At 61.1% G+C, this 15,316-nt stretch carries 14 protein-coding genes and 1 tRNA gene; 7 read left to right on the top strand and 8 right to left on the bottom strand.

Annotated elements, in window-relative coordinates:
• Positions 1–96: 96 nt before the first annotated feature.
• From D4A92_RS17365 to D4A92_RS17350, 4 genes are all read right to left on the bottom strand, one after another.
• Positions 97–1,122, bottom strand: a complete 1,026-nt coding sequence (locus D4A92_RS17365; protein ID WP_203016126.1) for a DNA polymerase III subunit delta' — start codon at positions 1,120–1,122, stop codon at positions 97–99.
• Positions 1,119–1,814 carry a dTMP kinase gene (tmk, locus tag D4A92_RS17360; RefSeq protein WP_203016119.1) on the bottom strand — a complete coding sequence of 232 codons (696 nt, stop codon included), beginning with the start codon at positions 1,812–1,814 and terminating at the stop codon, positions 1,119–1,121. Before tmk ends, D4A92_RS17365 begins: the two co-directional genes overlap by 4 nt.
• A 120-nt stretch (positions 1,815–1,934) precedes the next feature.
• Complete coding sequence (locus tag D4A92_RS17355) at positions 1,935–3,107, bottom strand: D-alanyl-D-alanine carboxypeptidase family protein (RefSeq protein ID WP_203016110.1); 1,173 nt, start codon at positions 3,105–3,107, stop codon at positions 1,935–1,937.
• Between the two features lie 62 nt (positions 3,108–3,169).
• Positions 3,170–4,234 carry a septal ring lytic transglycosylase RlpA family protein gene (locus D4A92_RS17350; RefSeq protein ID WP_203016108.1) on the bottom strand — a complete coding sequence of 355 codons (1,065 nt, stop codon included), beginning with the start codon at positions 4,232–4,234 and terminating at the stop codon, positions 3,170–3,172.
• Positions 4,235–4,523: 289 nt separating this feature from the next.
• Between D4A92_RS17350 and D4A92_RS17345 the strand changes: the two genes are divergently transcribed.
• From D4A92_RS17345 to D4A92_RS25245, 3 genes are all read left to right on the top strand, one after another.
• Positions 4,524–4,613, top strand: a tRNA-Ser gene (locus D4A92_RS17345).
• Positions 4,614–4,856: 243 nt separating this feature from the next.
• Positions 4,857–4,979 carry a hypothetical protein gene (locus tag D4A92_RS25250; RefSeq protein WP_276307006.1) on the top strand — a complete coding sequence of 41 codons (123 nt, stop codon included), beginning with the start codon at positions 4,857–4,859 and terminating at the stop codon, positions 4,977–4,979.
• A gap of 135 nt (positions 4,980–5,114) precedes the next feature.
• Positions 5,115–5,240, top strand: coding sequence for a hypothetical protein (locus D4A92_RS25245; RefSeq protein ID WP_276307007.1), 126 nt, complete (start codon positions 5,115–5,117; stop codon positions 5,238–5,240).
• A 38-nt stretch (positions 5,241–5,278) separates the two neighbouring features.
• On the opposite strand, the gene D4A92_RS17340 is transcribed toward D4A92_RS25245, so the two are convergent.
• Positions 5,279–6,733, bottom strand: coding sequence for a cobyric acid synthase (locus D4A92_RS17340; RefSeq protein ID WP_203016106.1), 1,455 nt, complete (start codon positions 6,731–6,733; stop codon positions 5,279–5,281).
• Positions 6,734–7,731: 998 nt separating this feature from the next.
• Here D4A92_RS17340 and D4A92_RS17335 point away from each other — a divergent pair.
• The 4 genes from D4A92_RS17335 to bmt all read left to right on the top strand — a co-directional run bounded on the left by D4A92_RS17335 (position 7,732) and on the right by bmt (position 12,057).
• The gene (locus D4A92_RS17335; protein ID WP_203016104.1) at positions 7,732–8,730 is read left to right on the top strand and encodes an ABC transporter substrate-binding protein; all 999 of its coding nucleotides are present in this window, start codon (positions 7,732–7,734) and stop codon (positions 8,728–8,730) included.
• Positions 8,731–8,953: 223 nt separating this feature from the next.
• Positions 8,954–9,868 (top strand): ABC transporter permease, encoded by a 915-nt coding sequence (locus D4A92_RS17330; protein WP_203016102.1) that lies wholly within the window; start codon positions 8,954–8,956, stop codon positions 9,866–9,868.
• Positions 9,861–10,913 (top strand): quaternary amine ABC transporter ATP-binding protein, encoded by a 1,053-nt coding sequence (locus D4A92_RS17325; protein WP_203016100.1) that lies wholly within the window; start codon positions 9,861–9,863, stop codon positions 10,911–10,913. The genes D4A92_RS17330 and D4A92_RS17325 overlap by 8 nt, the downstream gene beginning before the upstream one ends.
• 124 nt (positions 10,914–11,037) lie before the next feature.
• Positions 11,038–12,057, top strand: coding sequence for a betaine--homocysteine S-methyltransferase (bmt, locus tag D4A92_RS17320; RefSeq protein ID WP_203016098.1), 1,020 nt, complete (start codon positions 11,038–11,040; stop codon positions 12,055–12,057).
• A gap of 71 nt (positions 12,058–12,128) precedes the next feature.
• Here the strand turns inward: bmt and D4A92_RS17315 are convergent, their stop codons facing one another.
• The 3 genes from D4A92_RS17315 to D4A92_RS17305 form a co-directional block, all read right to left on the bottom strand.
• Complete coding sequence (locus D4A92_RS17315; RefSeq protein ID WP_203016096.1) at positions 12,129–12,941, bottom strand: ferredoxin--NADP reductase; 813 nt, start codon at positions 12,939–12,941, stop codon at positions 12,129–12,131.
• Positions 12,942–13,112: 171 nt separating this feature from the next.
• Entirely contained in the window at positions 13,113–13,625 is a 513-nt protein-coding gene (locus D4A92_RS17310) for a DUF934 domain-containing protein (RefSeq protein WP_203016095.1), read from the bottom strand.
• A 13-nt stretch (positions 13,626–13,638) separates the two neighbouring features.
• Entirely contained in the window at positions 13,639–15,312 is a 1,674-nt protein-coding gene (locus tag D4A92_RS17305) for a nitrite/sulfite reductase (RefSeq protein WP_203016094.1), read from the bottom strand.
• Between the last annotated feature and the right edge of the window lie 4 nt (positions 15,313–15,316).

The raw sequence follows: 15,316 nt of genomic DNA, 5'->3' as shown, positions 1-15,316 counted from the left end.
GGCGAAAACAAATGGGGTCGAACGCTCTTAAAACATTCCTCTGGCTTTAGGAACATCCGTTTTGCTGCAGTGCCATGAAGACGGTGGTCGCGCCGGTCAGCGCACGATCGCTGCAAGCACGTCGAGCATGGTCTGCTTTCGATCGAGATTGTAGGCCGAGGCAATGCCGAGCTGCTGGTTAATGACGGACGAGAGGCGCGCATAGTGCTCGGCGCCGGAGAGATCGCCCGCGAGCGCGAGGCTTCTCGCGGTCTCGGCCAGATGATCGCCGAGATGCTCGACGAAGAATCCGAAGGCGACTTCGCTGTCCTTGCCCGAGAGCGCATCCGCGATCTTGAACATCATCTTGCGCTGCGCGGGCCCGGATGCGGCAAGCATCTGCTCGAAGGCATCGAGAATGTCGGCGCCGCCGTAATTGACGAGCTTCAGCGCGCGGGCGACGCTGCCCTTGGCGAGCGTCAGTACGGCTTCGCGCTTTTCGGCCGGGATCGTTAGACCCAGTTGCCCGAGCGTCTGATCCATCGCCTGCGGCGGCAATTCGTGCAGCCGGAGCGGCAGGCAACGCGAGCGAATGGTCGGCAAGAGCTTTCCCGGCGCGTGGGAGAGCACCAGGAACATCGCCCGCTTCGGCGGCTCCTCGAGGATCTTCAGGATCGCGTTGGCCGCATTGCGGTTGAGATCGTCGGCCGGGTCGATGATCACGATGCGCCAGTTTCCGGTGCCCGAGGTCTGGGCGAAGAAGTGCCCTGCCTTGCGGACCTCGTCGACGGTAATTGCGGTCTTCACCCGTCCGGACTTTTCATCGACTGGTCGCGACAGATGCAGGAGATTGTGACTTGCCCCGGAAGCGAGCTGACGGGTCACAGGATGCTCCGGAACCGGATCCGAGATGACCTCCGGTGCGCCTGTGGGATCCGGATGGCGCAGGATGTGGTTGGCGAAACGAAAGGCGAGCGTCGCCTTGCCGATACCTTCAGGCCCCTCGATCAGGATGGCGTGGTGGCCCTTGCCCGAGCGGTAGCTGCGCGCAAGAAAGGCCTCTGCAGCTTCGTGACCGAAGAGATGCGGATTGCTGACGGGGGGAATCGCCCCGTCGAGAAGCCCTGCTCTTTCTTCGCTCATGGGTGCGCCGCCTGTCCGCCATCGGCGCCAGTTGCCGCCTTTCGCCCAATGACCTCGACCACCTTGGACAGAATATCGCTGGCGATCTGTCCCTGGTCGAGCGACGCGTCGATGACGCGGCAGCGTTCCGGTTCACGCCCGGCAATATCGAGGAAGCCCTGTCTGCGCTTCTCGTGGATCTCGAGCTTTTCCTTTTCGAAGCGGTCGGGGGCGGCGGTTGCTGCCTCTTCCCCTGCCCGTCTGCGGGCGCGCTGCAGGCCGACATCGGCGGGAAGATCAAGAACGAGTGTGACATCAGGCATGGTTGTGCCGATCGAGACGCGCTCGAGGGCGGCCATCAGCGGCGGCTCGATATTGCCGGTGACACCCTGATAGACGCGGGAGGAATCGACGAAGCGGTCGCAGAGCACGATATCGCCGCGAGCGAGTGCCGGCCGGATCACGCAATCCAGGTGATCGGCGCGCGCGGCGGCAAACAGCAGCGCCTCCATGCGCACACCGAAGGCCTCGGCGGCGCCGGAGAGGAGCACATGACGCAGCGCTTCAGCACCCGGCGATCCGCCCGGCTCGCGTGTGGTGATGACCGTATGCCCCTTGGCGCGCAGGTTTTCGGCGAGAAGACGGATCTGGGTCGACTTCCCGGCCCCCTCGCCTCCCTCGAAACTTACGAACAATCCCCGCGCCGTCGCCAATGCCTTGCCTATTTCCCGCCTGAAGCGTTTCAGAACCTGCCCTTTGAGGCTTGCCTACGGCTCTAAACCAAGATGGCACCCCGGGAAACCGTTGATCACCGAGCAGCTCCAAATTTTCCGTCAGATCCAGAAAAACATGAGTTCGATCAAGGCGTCCCATGCCCGCTGGCGAAGCGTTCCAACCTCGACGGCAGCGGCACTTTTCAAGGGTACGCTGACCAGCGGCCGTTCGCCGGACAAGACATTGAGCGTGGCGATTTCGGCATCGGCTGCGACCGGTGGATCGAGCGGCCAGCGATAGACGATGCGTGCCTGCAGACGTTCGGGATTGTTGATCGGGACATAGACTTCGACCGGCTGGGTCGCGACCAGTGGGACCTTCGATTGCGCGCCGCCATAGACGCTCGCTTCGCCGATGACCTCACCTGCCTTGAACAGCGTACGCATCTCGAAGCTGTCGAAACCCCAGTTCAGCAAACGCCGCGCCTCTTCGGTCCGCTCCTTGTCGGTTGCTACGCCGCTCAGCCCGAGAAACAGCCGCCGCCCGTTGCGCTCCATCGAAGCGACGATGGCAAAGCCGCTGCCTTCGGCAAAGCCGGTCCCGAGCCCGTCGGCGCCGAAAGACAGGAGCGGATTGCGGTTACGCTGCAGGATCTTGTTCCACTCAAATTCCGGCAGGCCGAAGGTCTGGTAGAGATCGGGATAGGTCGCGACCAGATGGCGCGAGAGCTTCACCAGGTCGTAAAGAGACGATCGGTTGTCGGGATGCGGCAGTCCGGTCGCATTGCCGAAACGGCTGTCGGCAAGTCCGAGTTCTGCCGCCCGCGCATTCATCCGCTCGACGAACTTCTCCTCCGATCCCGCCAGACCCTCGGCGATGATGAGGCAGCCATCATTGGCGGTCTGCACCGCGATGCCCTTGATCAGATCCGCGACCGGCACCTGGCTTTTCACGGCCGCAAACATCGTCGAGGTCCGCGACGGCGCCCCGCCTGTCCGCCAGGCATATTCCGAAACCGGGTAGATCGTGTCCGGCGTGATTTCGCCCTTCCTCAGGGCGTCGAAGACCACTTCCAACGTCATCAGCTTGGCAAGCGATGCCGGGGCGAAGCTCTGACGCTCGTTCTTGGAGAGCAGCACGGTGCCGGTCGAGGCTTCGATCAGGTAGGCCTGCGCCGCCTTGGTTTCGATGAGCTGCGGTGTCGGAACGGCTTGCGCGCGGGCGGTGTCCGAAAGCAGGCCATGAGGCGACAGCAATGCCAGCAGCAGGACGGCGGAAAGGATAAGACGCATGTTCACACTTCGGCTGGCTGGCTCAACGGTGAGACGCCTGTTCCAGCGCGGTCGCTGCGGGTTCAGCGCCCGCTGGAGAGCGTGATGCCGCCCTTTGCGACCGAGGCGAGAATCGAACGCTCGGTGAGACCCTCATTGCGCACGAGAATGGCGTCGAAGGCAAGCGCGCCGGCTTCCACACGCTCCGGTGCATAGGCTGCCGCATAGCCGGAACCGTCGTAACCGTCGATATGGTGAGGGCGCGGCGTCGGCGTGGGGCCGAAGTCCGGAAGGGCTGCAAAGCTGTCGCCCAAGAGGACGGCACCCGGGGCGGCTGCGCCCGTCTGCATCAGCACTTGTGCATCGAGCGTCTGCGGTGCTGCACCTCCGCTCGGTGTCGAGCCGCTGAGTGCCGTCTGGTAGACCGGATCGACGGTCGGTCGGAACTGCGGCGTTGCGACATCGTTGGACGCGACCATGACGCCTGATGCGATCTGGCCGCCCGGATCGATGACCGGTCCGCGCTCACCCTTCCTGATATACGATGCCATCAGATAGGGCATGTCATGCCCGTCCATGCGTGCCGGCCCGATGTACTGGACGCGGACCTCGCCGGTACCACTGCGCTTCATGTCGAGCATGTCAGCTGTCTTGCGCGAGAGATCGATGATGCGCCCCTGGTGAAATGGACCGCGATCGTTGATGCGCACAATGACCGAGCTGCCGGTCTTGAGATTGGTGACGCGCGCATAACTCGGCAGAGGCAAGGTCGGATGGGCCGCCGACAGATGCTCCTTGTCGTAGAGCTCGCCATTGGCGGTCAGTCGGCCATGGAAAGCATCGCCATACCAGGAGGCGACGCCTACCTTGTCGTAACGCGGGTTTTCCTTGGGAACAAAGGTCTTGCCCTTGACGACATAGGGCTTGCCGACCATGTAGCGGCCGCCGCCCTTCGGGACCGGACCACTCGCCACCAGTCTCGGGCTCGCCTTCACGCCATAGACCGACTCGGCGAAATATTCCTTCGAACGCTTCGGCTTTTCGGCGGTTTCCTTTGTGGTCGAACAGGAGGCGGTGAAGGCACAGAGCACCGCAAGCGCCAGCCACTTCCCGGAATTGGCCACGAGGCCGCGCGTCGTCAGATGCATGTGTCCCACTTCAGATCGCGGACGCTGATCATCTGCGCCCTGTCTACGAGGCCCCCATGCCTCTGCTCACTTGCGCGCAATCTAGGCCGTGCAAAAATGGCCAAAATGGGAAAAGTCACAATTTGAACGATCGCAGCGGCGGAGTTCTGCAAACATGGTTAACGCATGGTTGCCGCTCGGCAATGTCGGAACCGGTCACGAGCCCACGCATGGACCTCGCTTTTGTCGGACAATTTGCTCAGCCGCACCCTTGCCAAATCCCGCGGCTTTGCGCATAACGCAGCCGTCCGGATGGGTGTCCGAGTGGTTTAAGGAACCGGTCTTGAAAACCGGCGTGCGGGAGACCGTACCGTGGGTTCGAATCCCACCCCATCCGCCACAAGCACAATTGTCCATTCCGCAAACATCCGTGATCGCACGCGCCGGATCCCCAGTGCCCGCCCCCCAACCTGAAGTATGCCCTAGTGCGATTGCCCTGCGGAGCTGCTCGAAAGATTTGGCGTGCCGCGCCAGGGCGGAACCCTGTTTTTCGAGAGATCGATCGGATTGTAGCGACTGATTTAGCCGATCACCAATGCCCGTGACCTATTCTGATCCAGAGCAGGCTGACAGGATTGGTTTCATGCGTGTGACGGTGGCCCTGATGATCGCAGCGGTATTCAGCATCCTGGCGATCAAGTATTCCGACAACTCTCTTGGCGGTGGACGGCTGACTGCGTCTGCGAGCGATGTTGCTGCGGGTTGATCGCCCTCATGGCCAAGATTGTGGCTTTTCAACAACAGATACTTCAGTTCCTTCCGGTTTCCGGCCGGAATACGCCCATGGAGGAACTGCTTTTGCCGCAATCTCGTTGAGGATCCACAGGCAGGAGCAAAGACCATGAGATACATCTTCATCCTGCTGATCGCCTCGGTGCTCAGCATACTCGCCTTCAAATATTCGAACAATTCGCTCGGCGGCGGCGAACTGATGGCATCGCCGATGGACGTGTCACAGGAAACCTGATTGCGGCGCATCCGGCGGGTCGGCCCGGCTGCTTTTCGTCAGCCGAGCAGTGTGTCCAGCCATTCGCGTGACAGGCGCGTTTCCAGTTCCGTCGCCAGATCGTCCAGACCGGCGTCTACACTTTCCCGGTAGTTGGTTCCACCGCCTGAGACGCCGAAACTCTCCATGAGCTTGCGTCTGTAGGCGTCACTTGAAAACAGACCATGCAGATAGGTGCCGATGACGCGCCCATCGGCGGAGGCTGCGCCGTCAGCGCGACCCTCAATCCGGATCGGTGGCCGAAGCGTGTCCGGCCCTTGCGTCACCCCGAGATGGATCTCGTAGCCCGACAACGGCACGTCATATTCTAAAGAATGCGCGTCGCTGTTGCGAACGGTCTTTTCCGGCGCCATGACGGTTTCGATATCGAGCAGCCCAAGCCCTTCGACCGTGCGTAGTGAGCCTTCGAGGCCAAGAGGATCTGAGATCTGTCGACCCAGCATCTGATATCCGCCACAAATTCCGATCACGCGTCCGCCGCGTCTCACATGCATCGCAAGATCGCGGTCCCAGCCGTGATCCCGTAACTCCTCCAGATCCGCGATCGTCGACTTCGAGCCAGGCAGGATCACCAGGCCAGCATCGACAGGCAGCGGGTTGCCGGGGCGGACATAAACCAGATCGACCTCCGGTTCGGCTGCAAGCGGATCGAGGTCGTCGAAGTTTGCTATGCGCGAGAGGACTGGGACAGCAACCTTCAAGGCGCCGCCGGTCCCCTGGACCAAGCGCTCCAGGACGACCGAATCCTCTGCCGGCAGGCGCGCAGCCGCCTTCAGCCACGGAATGACGCCGAAGCAGGGCCAGCCGGTAAAGGCGCCGATCGCCGAAAGGCCATCATCGAAGAGGCTGACATCGCCGCGGAACTTGTTGATGATGTAGCCGATGATCTGGGCACGATCCTCCTGTGGCAGTATCGTATGGGTGCCCACCAGCGAGGCAATCACCCCTCCCCGATCGATATCACCGACGAGGACCACCGGCACGCCGGCGCGGGTGGCAAAGCCCATATTGGCGATATCGCCCGCCCTCAGGTTGATCTCTGCGGGCGAGCCGGCGCCTTCGACGATGACGATGTCCTTGCCGGCGGAAACGGTCTCGAAACTCTCGAGGACGGCGCCCAGCAGCTGCGGCTTCAGCCGCTGGTAGTCGCGTCCTTTGGCCTGGCCGAAGACCTTGCCCTGCACGATGATCTGGCTGCCGGTTTCGCTCTGGGGCTTGAGCAGCACCGGATTCATATGCACGGAGGACGGCGTGCGGGCCGCAAGCGCCTGGAGCCACTGGGCACGGCCAATTTCGCCGCCGTCGTCGGAGACGGCAGCATTATTGGACATGTTCTGAGGCTTGAAGGGGGCTACCTTCAGCCCCCTGTTCGCAGCCAGACGGCAGAGACCGGCCACCAGTATCGTCTTTCCGACATCCGATCCTGTCCCCTGCAACATGATCGCTCTTGTCATCGTGTCCTGTCCTGTTTCCGCCCCGGCATTGTCTGCCTATTTTTCATGATCTTGCAGCGATTTCGCCGTCAAGGTTGATGCAAATGCGACACTGCGGCAGCCTGTCGCGGCCGATAGCTCTGCAGTTGATCATTTGCGACATTCAATGACGGTTTGCGCGCTGGTGCGGAGACTTCGCAGTGATTATCTGCGGCTCGAAACCAGCGCCCTCAAGAGCGCGGCAATCTAGGAAACACCCATGCTCTACATCCTGCAGAACCGCAATAGCCTGGCGATCGCCTGGAACGGCCGTGCGCCGCAGCACAAGACCATCGCACGCTGGGAAATTCGCAATCCCATCTCGTTTCGCAAGGCTTGATTCTCAGCATGCGGCCGATCGGTGACTGCGCCTATTGCGAAGTCACTCTAACTATCAGTCGGACCTGAAAACAAAACGCCCCGGGACGCAATACTCGATCCGGGGCGCAACCGACAGTAACGCGTCGGTGCTTCCATCTACCGCTTTAGATGTTACCGGATCGTTAGCCCGACGCCTCGGGCGACAATTTTTCAATTTTTTTTGTGCTTGCACGAGCGCGCCTTCGCGCCTGTCATATTGACGCAGTTGGGACACGTTAGGTCTCACGTTGGATTGCAGCCAAACGCCGCTTCTGTTCCGCCTGATACAACTGCTCGTCCGTTGGGCGCATTGACCTCGCGCGGAGGCCGAAATGCGGCAAAATCAGTCGCAACAATAGCTTGGGTCCAGCGCCGCCGCGCATGGCCGGGGTCGCAAGAGGTTGATTTTCGGAACCAAAGACGTAGGCTTATAGTCGTGACACGAGGTCGACAGGGCAGCAACGCTCCTTACGACAAGACCTGGTCCACTCGATGACGCACTGGGCTGACGCGTCCGGGCGCTCATACGCATGATGACAAAATTGGCAATGCGGTCTGCAGTAGCCGCCTCTGCCCGTCCCGATGAACGCTGCAAGATAAGACTGGGAGGTCTTAACTCCATGAAGAAGCTGATTGCTTCCACAATTCTCGCCGCGGGTCTCTACGCAGTTGCCGGCTCTGCCCAGGCTGCCGAATGCGGTGATGTCTCGATAGCCGAAATGAACTGGGCGTCGGCCGGTGTCGCCGCCTATGTCGACAAGATCATCCTGGAAAGCGGTTATGGCTGCAAGGTGACCGTGGTTACCGGCGATACCATGCCGACTTTCGCCTCCATGAACGAAAAAGGCCAGCCGGACATGGCACCGGAGTTCTGGGTGAATGCCGTGCGCACCGCCCTGGACGAAGCCATTGCCGAAGGCCGTCTGATCCAGGCTGCTCCGCTTCTCTCCGACGGTGGTGTAGAAGGCTGGTGGATCCCGAAGTTCCTGGCCGACGAACATCCTGAGATCAAGACGGTCGAGGATGCGCTTGCCCGTCCGGAACTTTTCCCGGCGCCGGAAGATGCAACCAAAGCTGCAGTGACCAATTGCCCCTCGGGCTGGAACTGCCAGGTATCGACCGCCAATCTCTATCGCGCACTCGGCGCCAAGGAGAAGGGTTTCGAACTGGTTGATACCGGCTCGGCCGCTGGCCTTGATGGCTCGATCGCCAATGCCTTTGAAAACAAGAAGGGCTGGCTCGGCTATTACTGGGCTCCGACCGCGATCCTCGGTAAGTACGAGATGGTGAAGCTGTCGTTCGGCGTCGAGCATGACAAAGCGTCCTGGGATGCCTGCACCGCCGTTCCGGATTGCCCGGATCCGAAGGTAAACGCCTACCCGGTTTCCGACGTCTACACCGTCGTCACCAAGGGCTTTGCCGAAAAGGCCGGTGTTGCCATGGATTACGTGCAGACCCGCAAGTGGGACAACGCAACCGTCGGCAAGGTTCTCGCCTGGATGGAAGACAACCAGGGTACCAATGAAGACGGCGCACGCCACTTCCTCGAAACCTATCCGGAAATGTGGACCACTTGGGTCGCTCCGGACGTCGCCGAGAAGATCAAGGCCGCTCTCTGAGCGCAGCTTTCATTGGGAACATGCGGCGGGCCTTGTTGCCCGCCGCGCTTTCTGCGAAGCGGCATGCCGCATCACGCCATTCAACGACTCCCGACGTCGCAGACGGCATGAATTCCCTTCCGGAACTCGACTAGCCTCTTGCCTCGGGAACATGGCATCGCCGTAAAGGCCCATCGCAGCGTCTCGGACGTTACAACGAGCGGGGGTCGACAAGGGGAACGAGATGGCTTCGACTTTATGTAATTACCTGCCGGAACTCATGTGCAAGTTTCCGGCGATCGACGGCACAACGATGCGTGTCGCGCGCAAGAGTATCGACGACAGTTTCAAGGGCTTCGTGCGTGCCTATGGCAATGTCATCGACGCTGTGACGCATCCACTACAGCTCTTCCTGAACTGGCTTGAGGCGCTGTTCGTCAGCACACCCTGGTTCGTCTTTCTGGCGGTGATGGTCCTGATTGTGTACTACGCCAGCCGCAACTTGCGCATCGTGGCTTTGACGATCATCGGCATGTTGTTCATTGGCTTCGTCGGTCTCTGGGAAGACACGATGGTCACGCTGGCCATCGTCACCGTATCGACCCTACTTGCCATCATCATCGGCATCCCATTGGGTATCCTGATGGCGCGATCGGACAGAGCGCAATCCATCATCAATCCGATCCTCGACGTCATGCAGACCATGCCGAGTTTCGTCTATCTCATCCCGGTCGTCATGGTCTTCGGAATCGGCAAGGTTCCGGGCGTCATCGCGGTCGTCATCTATGCCGTTCCGCCGATGATCCGCCTGACCAATCTCGGCATCCGACTGGTCGATCGCGAAGTGCTGGAAGCTGCAGACGCCTTCGGGTCCTCACCGCGGCAGAAACTGATCAACGTGCAGATCCCGCTCGCACTGCCGACCGTCATGGCCGGCATCAACCAGACCATCATGATGTCGCTTGCCATGGTCGTCGTCGCCTCGATGATCGGTGTCGGTGGCCTCGGCAAGAATGTTCTCCAGGCTATCTCCAACCAGTTCCTGACGATCGGCTTCCTCAACGGTTTCGCGCTCGTTGCCATCGCTATCATCTTCGACCGCGCCAGCCAGGCCTATGGCAAGCGCCTTCAGCGCCACACGGAGGTGGTCCATGGCTAGTCACGACATCGAGATCCGCAATCTCTACAAGATCTTCGGCCCCAATGGCGGTGCCTTCATCGACCAGGTGAAGGCCGGCATGTCGAAGTCGGAGCTCAACGAGACTCATGGCCATGTGCTTGGCCTCAAGGATATCAACATCGAGATGCCCGGCGGTGGTATCACCGTCGTCATGGGCCTGTCGGGCTCCGGCAAATCGACGCTGATCCGCCACATCAACCGGCTGATCGAGCCGACCTCCGGCGAAGTCCTCTACGACGGCGTTGACGTCTGTCAAATGAGCCCGTTGGAGCTTCGGGAATTCCGCCGCCACAAGACGGCGATGGTGTTCCAGAAATTCGCATTGCTGCCACACCGGACAGTGCTCGAAAACACAGTCTACGGCCTCGACATCCAGGGGATCCCGCGGTCGAAGAGCGAGGAAATCGGCCGCCGCTGGATCGACCGCGTCGGGCTCTCGGGCTTCGAGGGGCATTACCCGAACCAGCTCTCAGGCGGCATGCAGCAGCGTGTCGGGCTTGCCCGAGCGCTCTCCAACGATGCCGACATCCTGCTGATGGACGAGGCCTATTCGGCGCTCGACCCGCTGATCCGCGTCGACATGCAGACGGTCCTGCTCGACATTCAGCAGGAGCTGAAGAAGACCGTCGTCTTCATCACGCACGATCTCGACGAGGCGCTGCGCCTGGGTGACAAGATCGCGATCCTCAGGGATGGCGAAGTCATTCAGCAGGGCTCCGGACAAGACATCGTGCTGCAGCCGGCCGACGATTACATCTCGGCCTTCGTCAAGGAAGTGAACCGCGGCCGGGTCATCCGGCTCGATACGATCATGGGTCCTTTGACCGGGACAGCCGAAGGGCTCGCCATGCCGGGCGCAACGGTCCTGGAGGCTGCAGCCCGCACCATGACGGATGCGCGGCAATCGAGCGCAGTCGTCACCAATGACGGCGGCACGCCAATCGGACGCGTCGATCTGCAGCAGATCATTGCCGCCATGGTCACGCCGAAGAGTCACGAAGACAACCAGATTGCCGCCGAATAGCGACGATACTGAACGATGTCTTCTGCAATACGGCCCCGTCGCTCGCGGGGCCGCTCTCTTTTTCGAGATTGAAACGATATAAAGATTTCTTTATATGATTGGCATGTCAATCAAAGGATCCGCCATGGCAACCCCTTCCAATCCGCTCTCCGAACTTCTGGCCGAAAAGGGCGTGCTGCTCGCCGACGGCGCGACTGGCACCAATCTCTTCGCCCAGGGACTCGAGGCCGGTGAGGCGCCAGAACTCTGGAACGAGGCGCAGCCCGAAAAGATCGTCAAGCTTCATCAGGATTTCGTCGATGCCGGCGCCGATATCATCCTCACCAATTCCTTTGGCGGCACGCGGCATCGCCTGAAGCTGCACCATGCCCAGGACCGCGTGCACGAATTGAACAAAAAGGCTGCGGAGATCGCCCGTTCGGTTGCCGACAAGGCCCCGCGCAAGGTGATCGTTGCTGGATCCGTCGGCCCGACCGGCGAGTTGCTGATCCCACTCGGTGCGATGTCCTACGAGGATGCGGTCGCGGCCTTCGTCGAGCAGATGGAAGGCCTGAAGGCCGGCGGTGCCGACGTTGCCTGGATCGAGACCATGTCGTCGCCGGATGAAATCCGCGCGGCTGCCGAGGCTGCCGTCAAGGTCGGCATGCCCTATACATTCACCGGGTCCTTCGACACGGCCGGCAAGACCATGATGGGCCTGCACCCGAAGGACATCCACGGGGTCGCGGGCGATATCGGCTCCGGGCCGCTTGCGGTCGGCGCAAATTGCGGCGTTGGCGCATCCGACATCCTGCAGAGCCTGCTCGACATGACCGGTGCAAACCCGGAGGCGACCGTGATCGTCAAGGGCAATTGCGGTATCCCGGAATTCCGCGGAACCGAGATCTTCTATTCGGGCACGCCGCCACTGATGGCCGACTACGCCCGCCTCGCCCGTGATGCCGGTGCGAAGATCATCGGGGGCTGCTGCGGGACGTCCTGCGATCATCTCGCTGCCATGCGTAAGGCGCTCGACGACTATACGCCCGGCCCGCGCCCGACTCTCGACGTCATCGTCGATCGCATCGGGCCGCTGCGCAACAAGACCGCGGACGAGAGCGGCGCGCAGGAAAGCAGCCGTCGCCCCCGCCGCCGCGGCAACTGATCTCTCTGGAGAGCAACAACGAAAAAGGGCGCCCGGTGGCGCCCTTTCTGTTTCCGGAATACATTCGAGGTTCAGCCGACGAAGGCTCGCTCGATGACGAATTCTGCCGGCTTGTTGTTGGCGCCTTCGGTGAGGCCTGCCTGTTCAAGCAGCGCCTTCGTATCCTTCAGCATGGCGGTCGAGCCGCAGATCATGCCGCGATCGATGGCGGGATCGAGCGGCGGCACGCCGAGGTCGGTGAACATCTTGCCGTTTGCGATCAGGTCCGTGATGCGGCCCTGGAAGGGATAATCTTCACGGGTGACCGTCGCATAGTGCTTGAGCTTGTCGCCGACGAGGTCGGCGAGGAATTCATGGTTCTTGATCTCGTCCACGAGGTCGAAGCCGTATTTCAGCTCGGCGACATCGCGGCAGGTATGAGTGAGGATGACTTCCTCGAATTTTTCATAGGTCTCGGGATCGCGGATCAGGCTGGCGAAAGGCGCGATGCCGGTGCCGGTCGAGAACATGTAGAGACGTTTGCCGGGAGTGAGCGCGTCGAGCACCAGCGTGCCGGTCGGCTTCTTCCGCATCAGCACCTTGTCACCCGGCTGGATGCGCTGCAGGTGCTGGGTGAGCGGGCCGTTCGGCACCTTGATCGAGAAGAACTCGAGTTCCTCGTCCCAGGACGGGCTTGCGATTGAATAGGCGCGGTAGATCGGCTTACCCTCGACCATCAGGCCGATCATCGCAAATTCGCCCGAACGGAACCGGAAGCCGGCCGGTCGCGTCATGCGGAAGCGGAAAAGATGGTCGGTGTAATGCGTAACGCTCAGAACCGTTTCGGCATAGACGCCCTCGGGCACGATCAGTTCGGCATTGTCGGTCTTCACAGGAGCATTCATAGGCTGTCGGTCCTATCGTTTAGTCGATTGGGATCAAGCCTATAATCCAGACCGTCCCATTCCACAATTCAGCCGGCATGCAGATTTCGCAGCCGAGATATCCATGAAAGCGAAGGCGGCATCCTTGACCGAGGTCAATTCGCCGCCTCCACATAGCGATTTCTTGATGTCTCAGGCGCCAGTGGAGCCAAGACGACGCCAGCTGAACCCGCCCACCGCCTCGGATCCCCGAGCCGTCGGCTGGTAGCGCTGGGCTACGCCCGTAAGACAGTTTTCGGCAAGCCGGCGCTGGGCGACCGGATTGGTCACGGCGAAGCTGTCGAAGCCGGTGCGCAGCATCAGCGGCACCTGGTCGATCAGCACGTCGCCAACGGCGCGGAGTTCGCCGGTGTAACCCAGGCGTTCGCGCAGCAGCGTTGCATGGCTGAAGCCTCGGCCATCGTTGAAGGCGGGGAAGGCAACGGCGATCAGCGCGATGCGATCGAGATGCGGCTCGAGCTTCTTCACGTCATCGGCAGGCGCAATGTATACGCCAAGACCGATGTCGTTGGTTTCGCCAACGGCATCGAGGAAGGCGTCCAGCGGCAGAATGGCCTTTTCGCCCTCCCCTGCCTTGCGCTCTTCGGTTTCTGTCACCCAGATATCGCCCTCGACGAAACCGGTTTCTTTCCAGATCTTGGTCATCACTTTTCCAGTCTCATGCGGCTTCGGCAGAGGCGTTGCCGTAGAGCGCGTCCTTGAACGGCTTCGGGCCGACGCGGCGATAGGCTTCGAGGAAGGTTTCCTTCGGATCAAGGCGCAGGCCGAGATAGGTATCGACGATGGTCTCGACGGCGTCGGTGACCTTTTCCGGCTCGAAACCGCGCCCGATGATCTCGCCGATCGAAGAGTTCTCGTCGCCTGAACCACCCAGCGTGATCTGGTAGAGCTCAGCACCCTTTTTCTCGACACCGAGCAGGCCGATATGGCCGACATGGTGGTGCCCGCAAGCATTGATGCAGCCTGAGATCTTGATCTTCAGTTCGCCGATTTCCTGCTGGCGCTCCAGCGAACCGAAGCGGGTCGAGATTTCCTGCGCGACCGGAATGGAGCGCGCATTGGCGAGCGCGCAATAGTCCAGCCCGGGACAGGCGATCATGTCGGTGATCAGGTTGGAATTGGCGGTGGCAAGGCCTGCCTTTTCGAGTGCCTGGTAGAGCGTATAGAGATCGCCTCTGGCGACATGTGGCAGGATCAGGTTCTGCTCGTGGCTGACGCGGATTTCGTCGAAGGCGTAACGCTCGGCGAGGTCGGCGACCAGATCCATTTGCGCATCGGACGCGTCACCCGGCGTGCCGCCGATCGGCTTCAGCGAGATCGTCACCATGCCATAATCGGGATGACGATGCGGCTGAACATTCTGCTTGACCCAGGAGGCAAAGGCCGGATCCGCCTTCTGGGCCCGAGCGAGTGCTTCCCAGCCATCTGGACGGTCTGTCAGCGCCGGCGGGGCAAAATAGGTTTCGATCGCGCGGATATCGCCTTCCGGCAGTTTCAATTCGCTGTCGCGGATCTCGGCAAATTCGGCTTCCACTTGACGGGTCAGCTCCTCGACGCCCGTCTCGTGGACGAGGATCTTGATGCGCGCCTTGTACTTATTGTCGCGACGGCCGTGCAGATTGTACACGCGCACGATCGCGGTGATGTAGGTCAGAAGGTCGGCTTCCGGTAGGAAATCGTTGATCTTCTTGGCGATCAGCGGCGTGCGGCCCTGGCCACCGCCGACATAAACGGCGAAGCCGAGTTCGCCCGCTTCGTTCTTCTTCAGCTGCAGGCCGATGTCATGCACCTGGATCGCGGCGCGGTCCTTTTCGGCGCCGGTGACAGCGATCTTGAACTTGCGCGGCAGGAAAGAGAATTCCGGATGCAGCGAGGACCACTGACGCAGGATCTCGGCATAGGGGCGCGGATCGGCGACTTCGTCAGCGGCAGCGCCAGCAAAATGGTCGGCGGTCACGTTACGGATGCAGTTGCCGGAGGTCTGGATGGCGTGCATCTCGACGCTTGCGAGATCCTCAAGAATAGCCGGTGTGTCGGACAGTTTCGGCCAGTTGTACTGGATGTTCTGGCGCGTGGTGAAGTGACCATAGCCGCGGTCATATTTGCGGGCGACATGGGCCAGCATGCGCATCTGCCTAGAGTTCAACGTTCCATAGGGAATGGCGACGCGCAGCATATAGGCATGAAGCTGGAGATAGACGCCGTTCATCAGGCGCAGCGGCTTGAATGCGTCTTCTGCAAGCTCACCCGACAGGCGGCGGGCCACCTGGTCGCGAAACTGCTCTACACGCGCCGACACAAAAGCGTGGTCGAATTCGTCATAACGATACATGTCT

The sequence above is a fragment of the Rhizobium rosettiformans genome (assembly GCF_016806065.1).
Taxonomy (GTDB): Bacteria; Pseudomonadota; Alphaproteobacteria; order Rhizobiales; family Rhizobiaceae; genus Allorhizobium.
The sequence above is the reverse complement of the archived record's forward strand: the minus strand, read 5'-3'. Positions and strand labels throughout refer to the sequence as shown.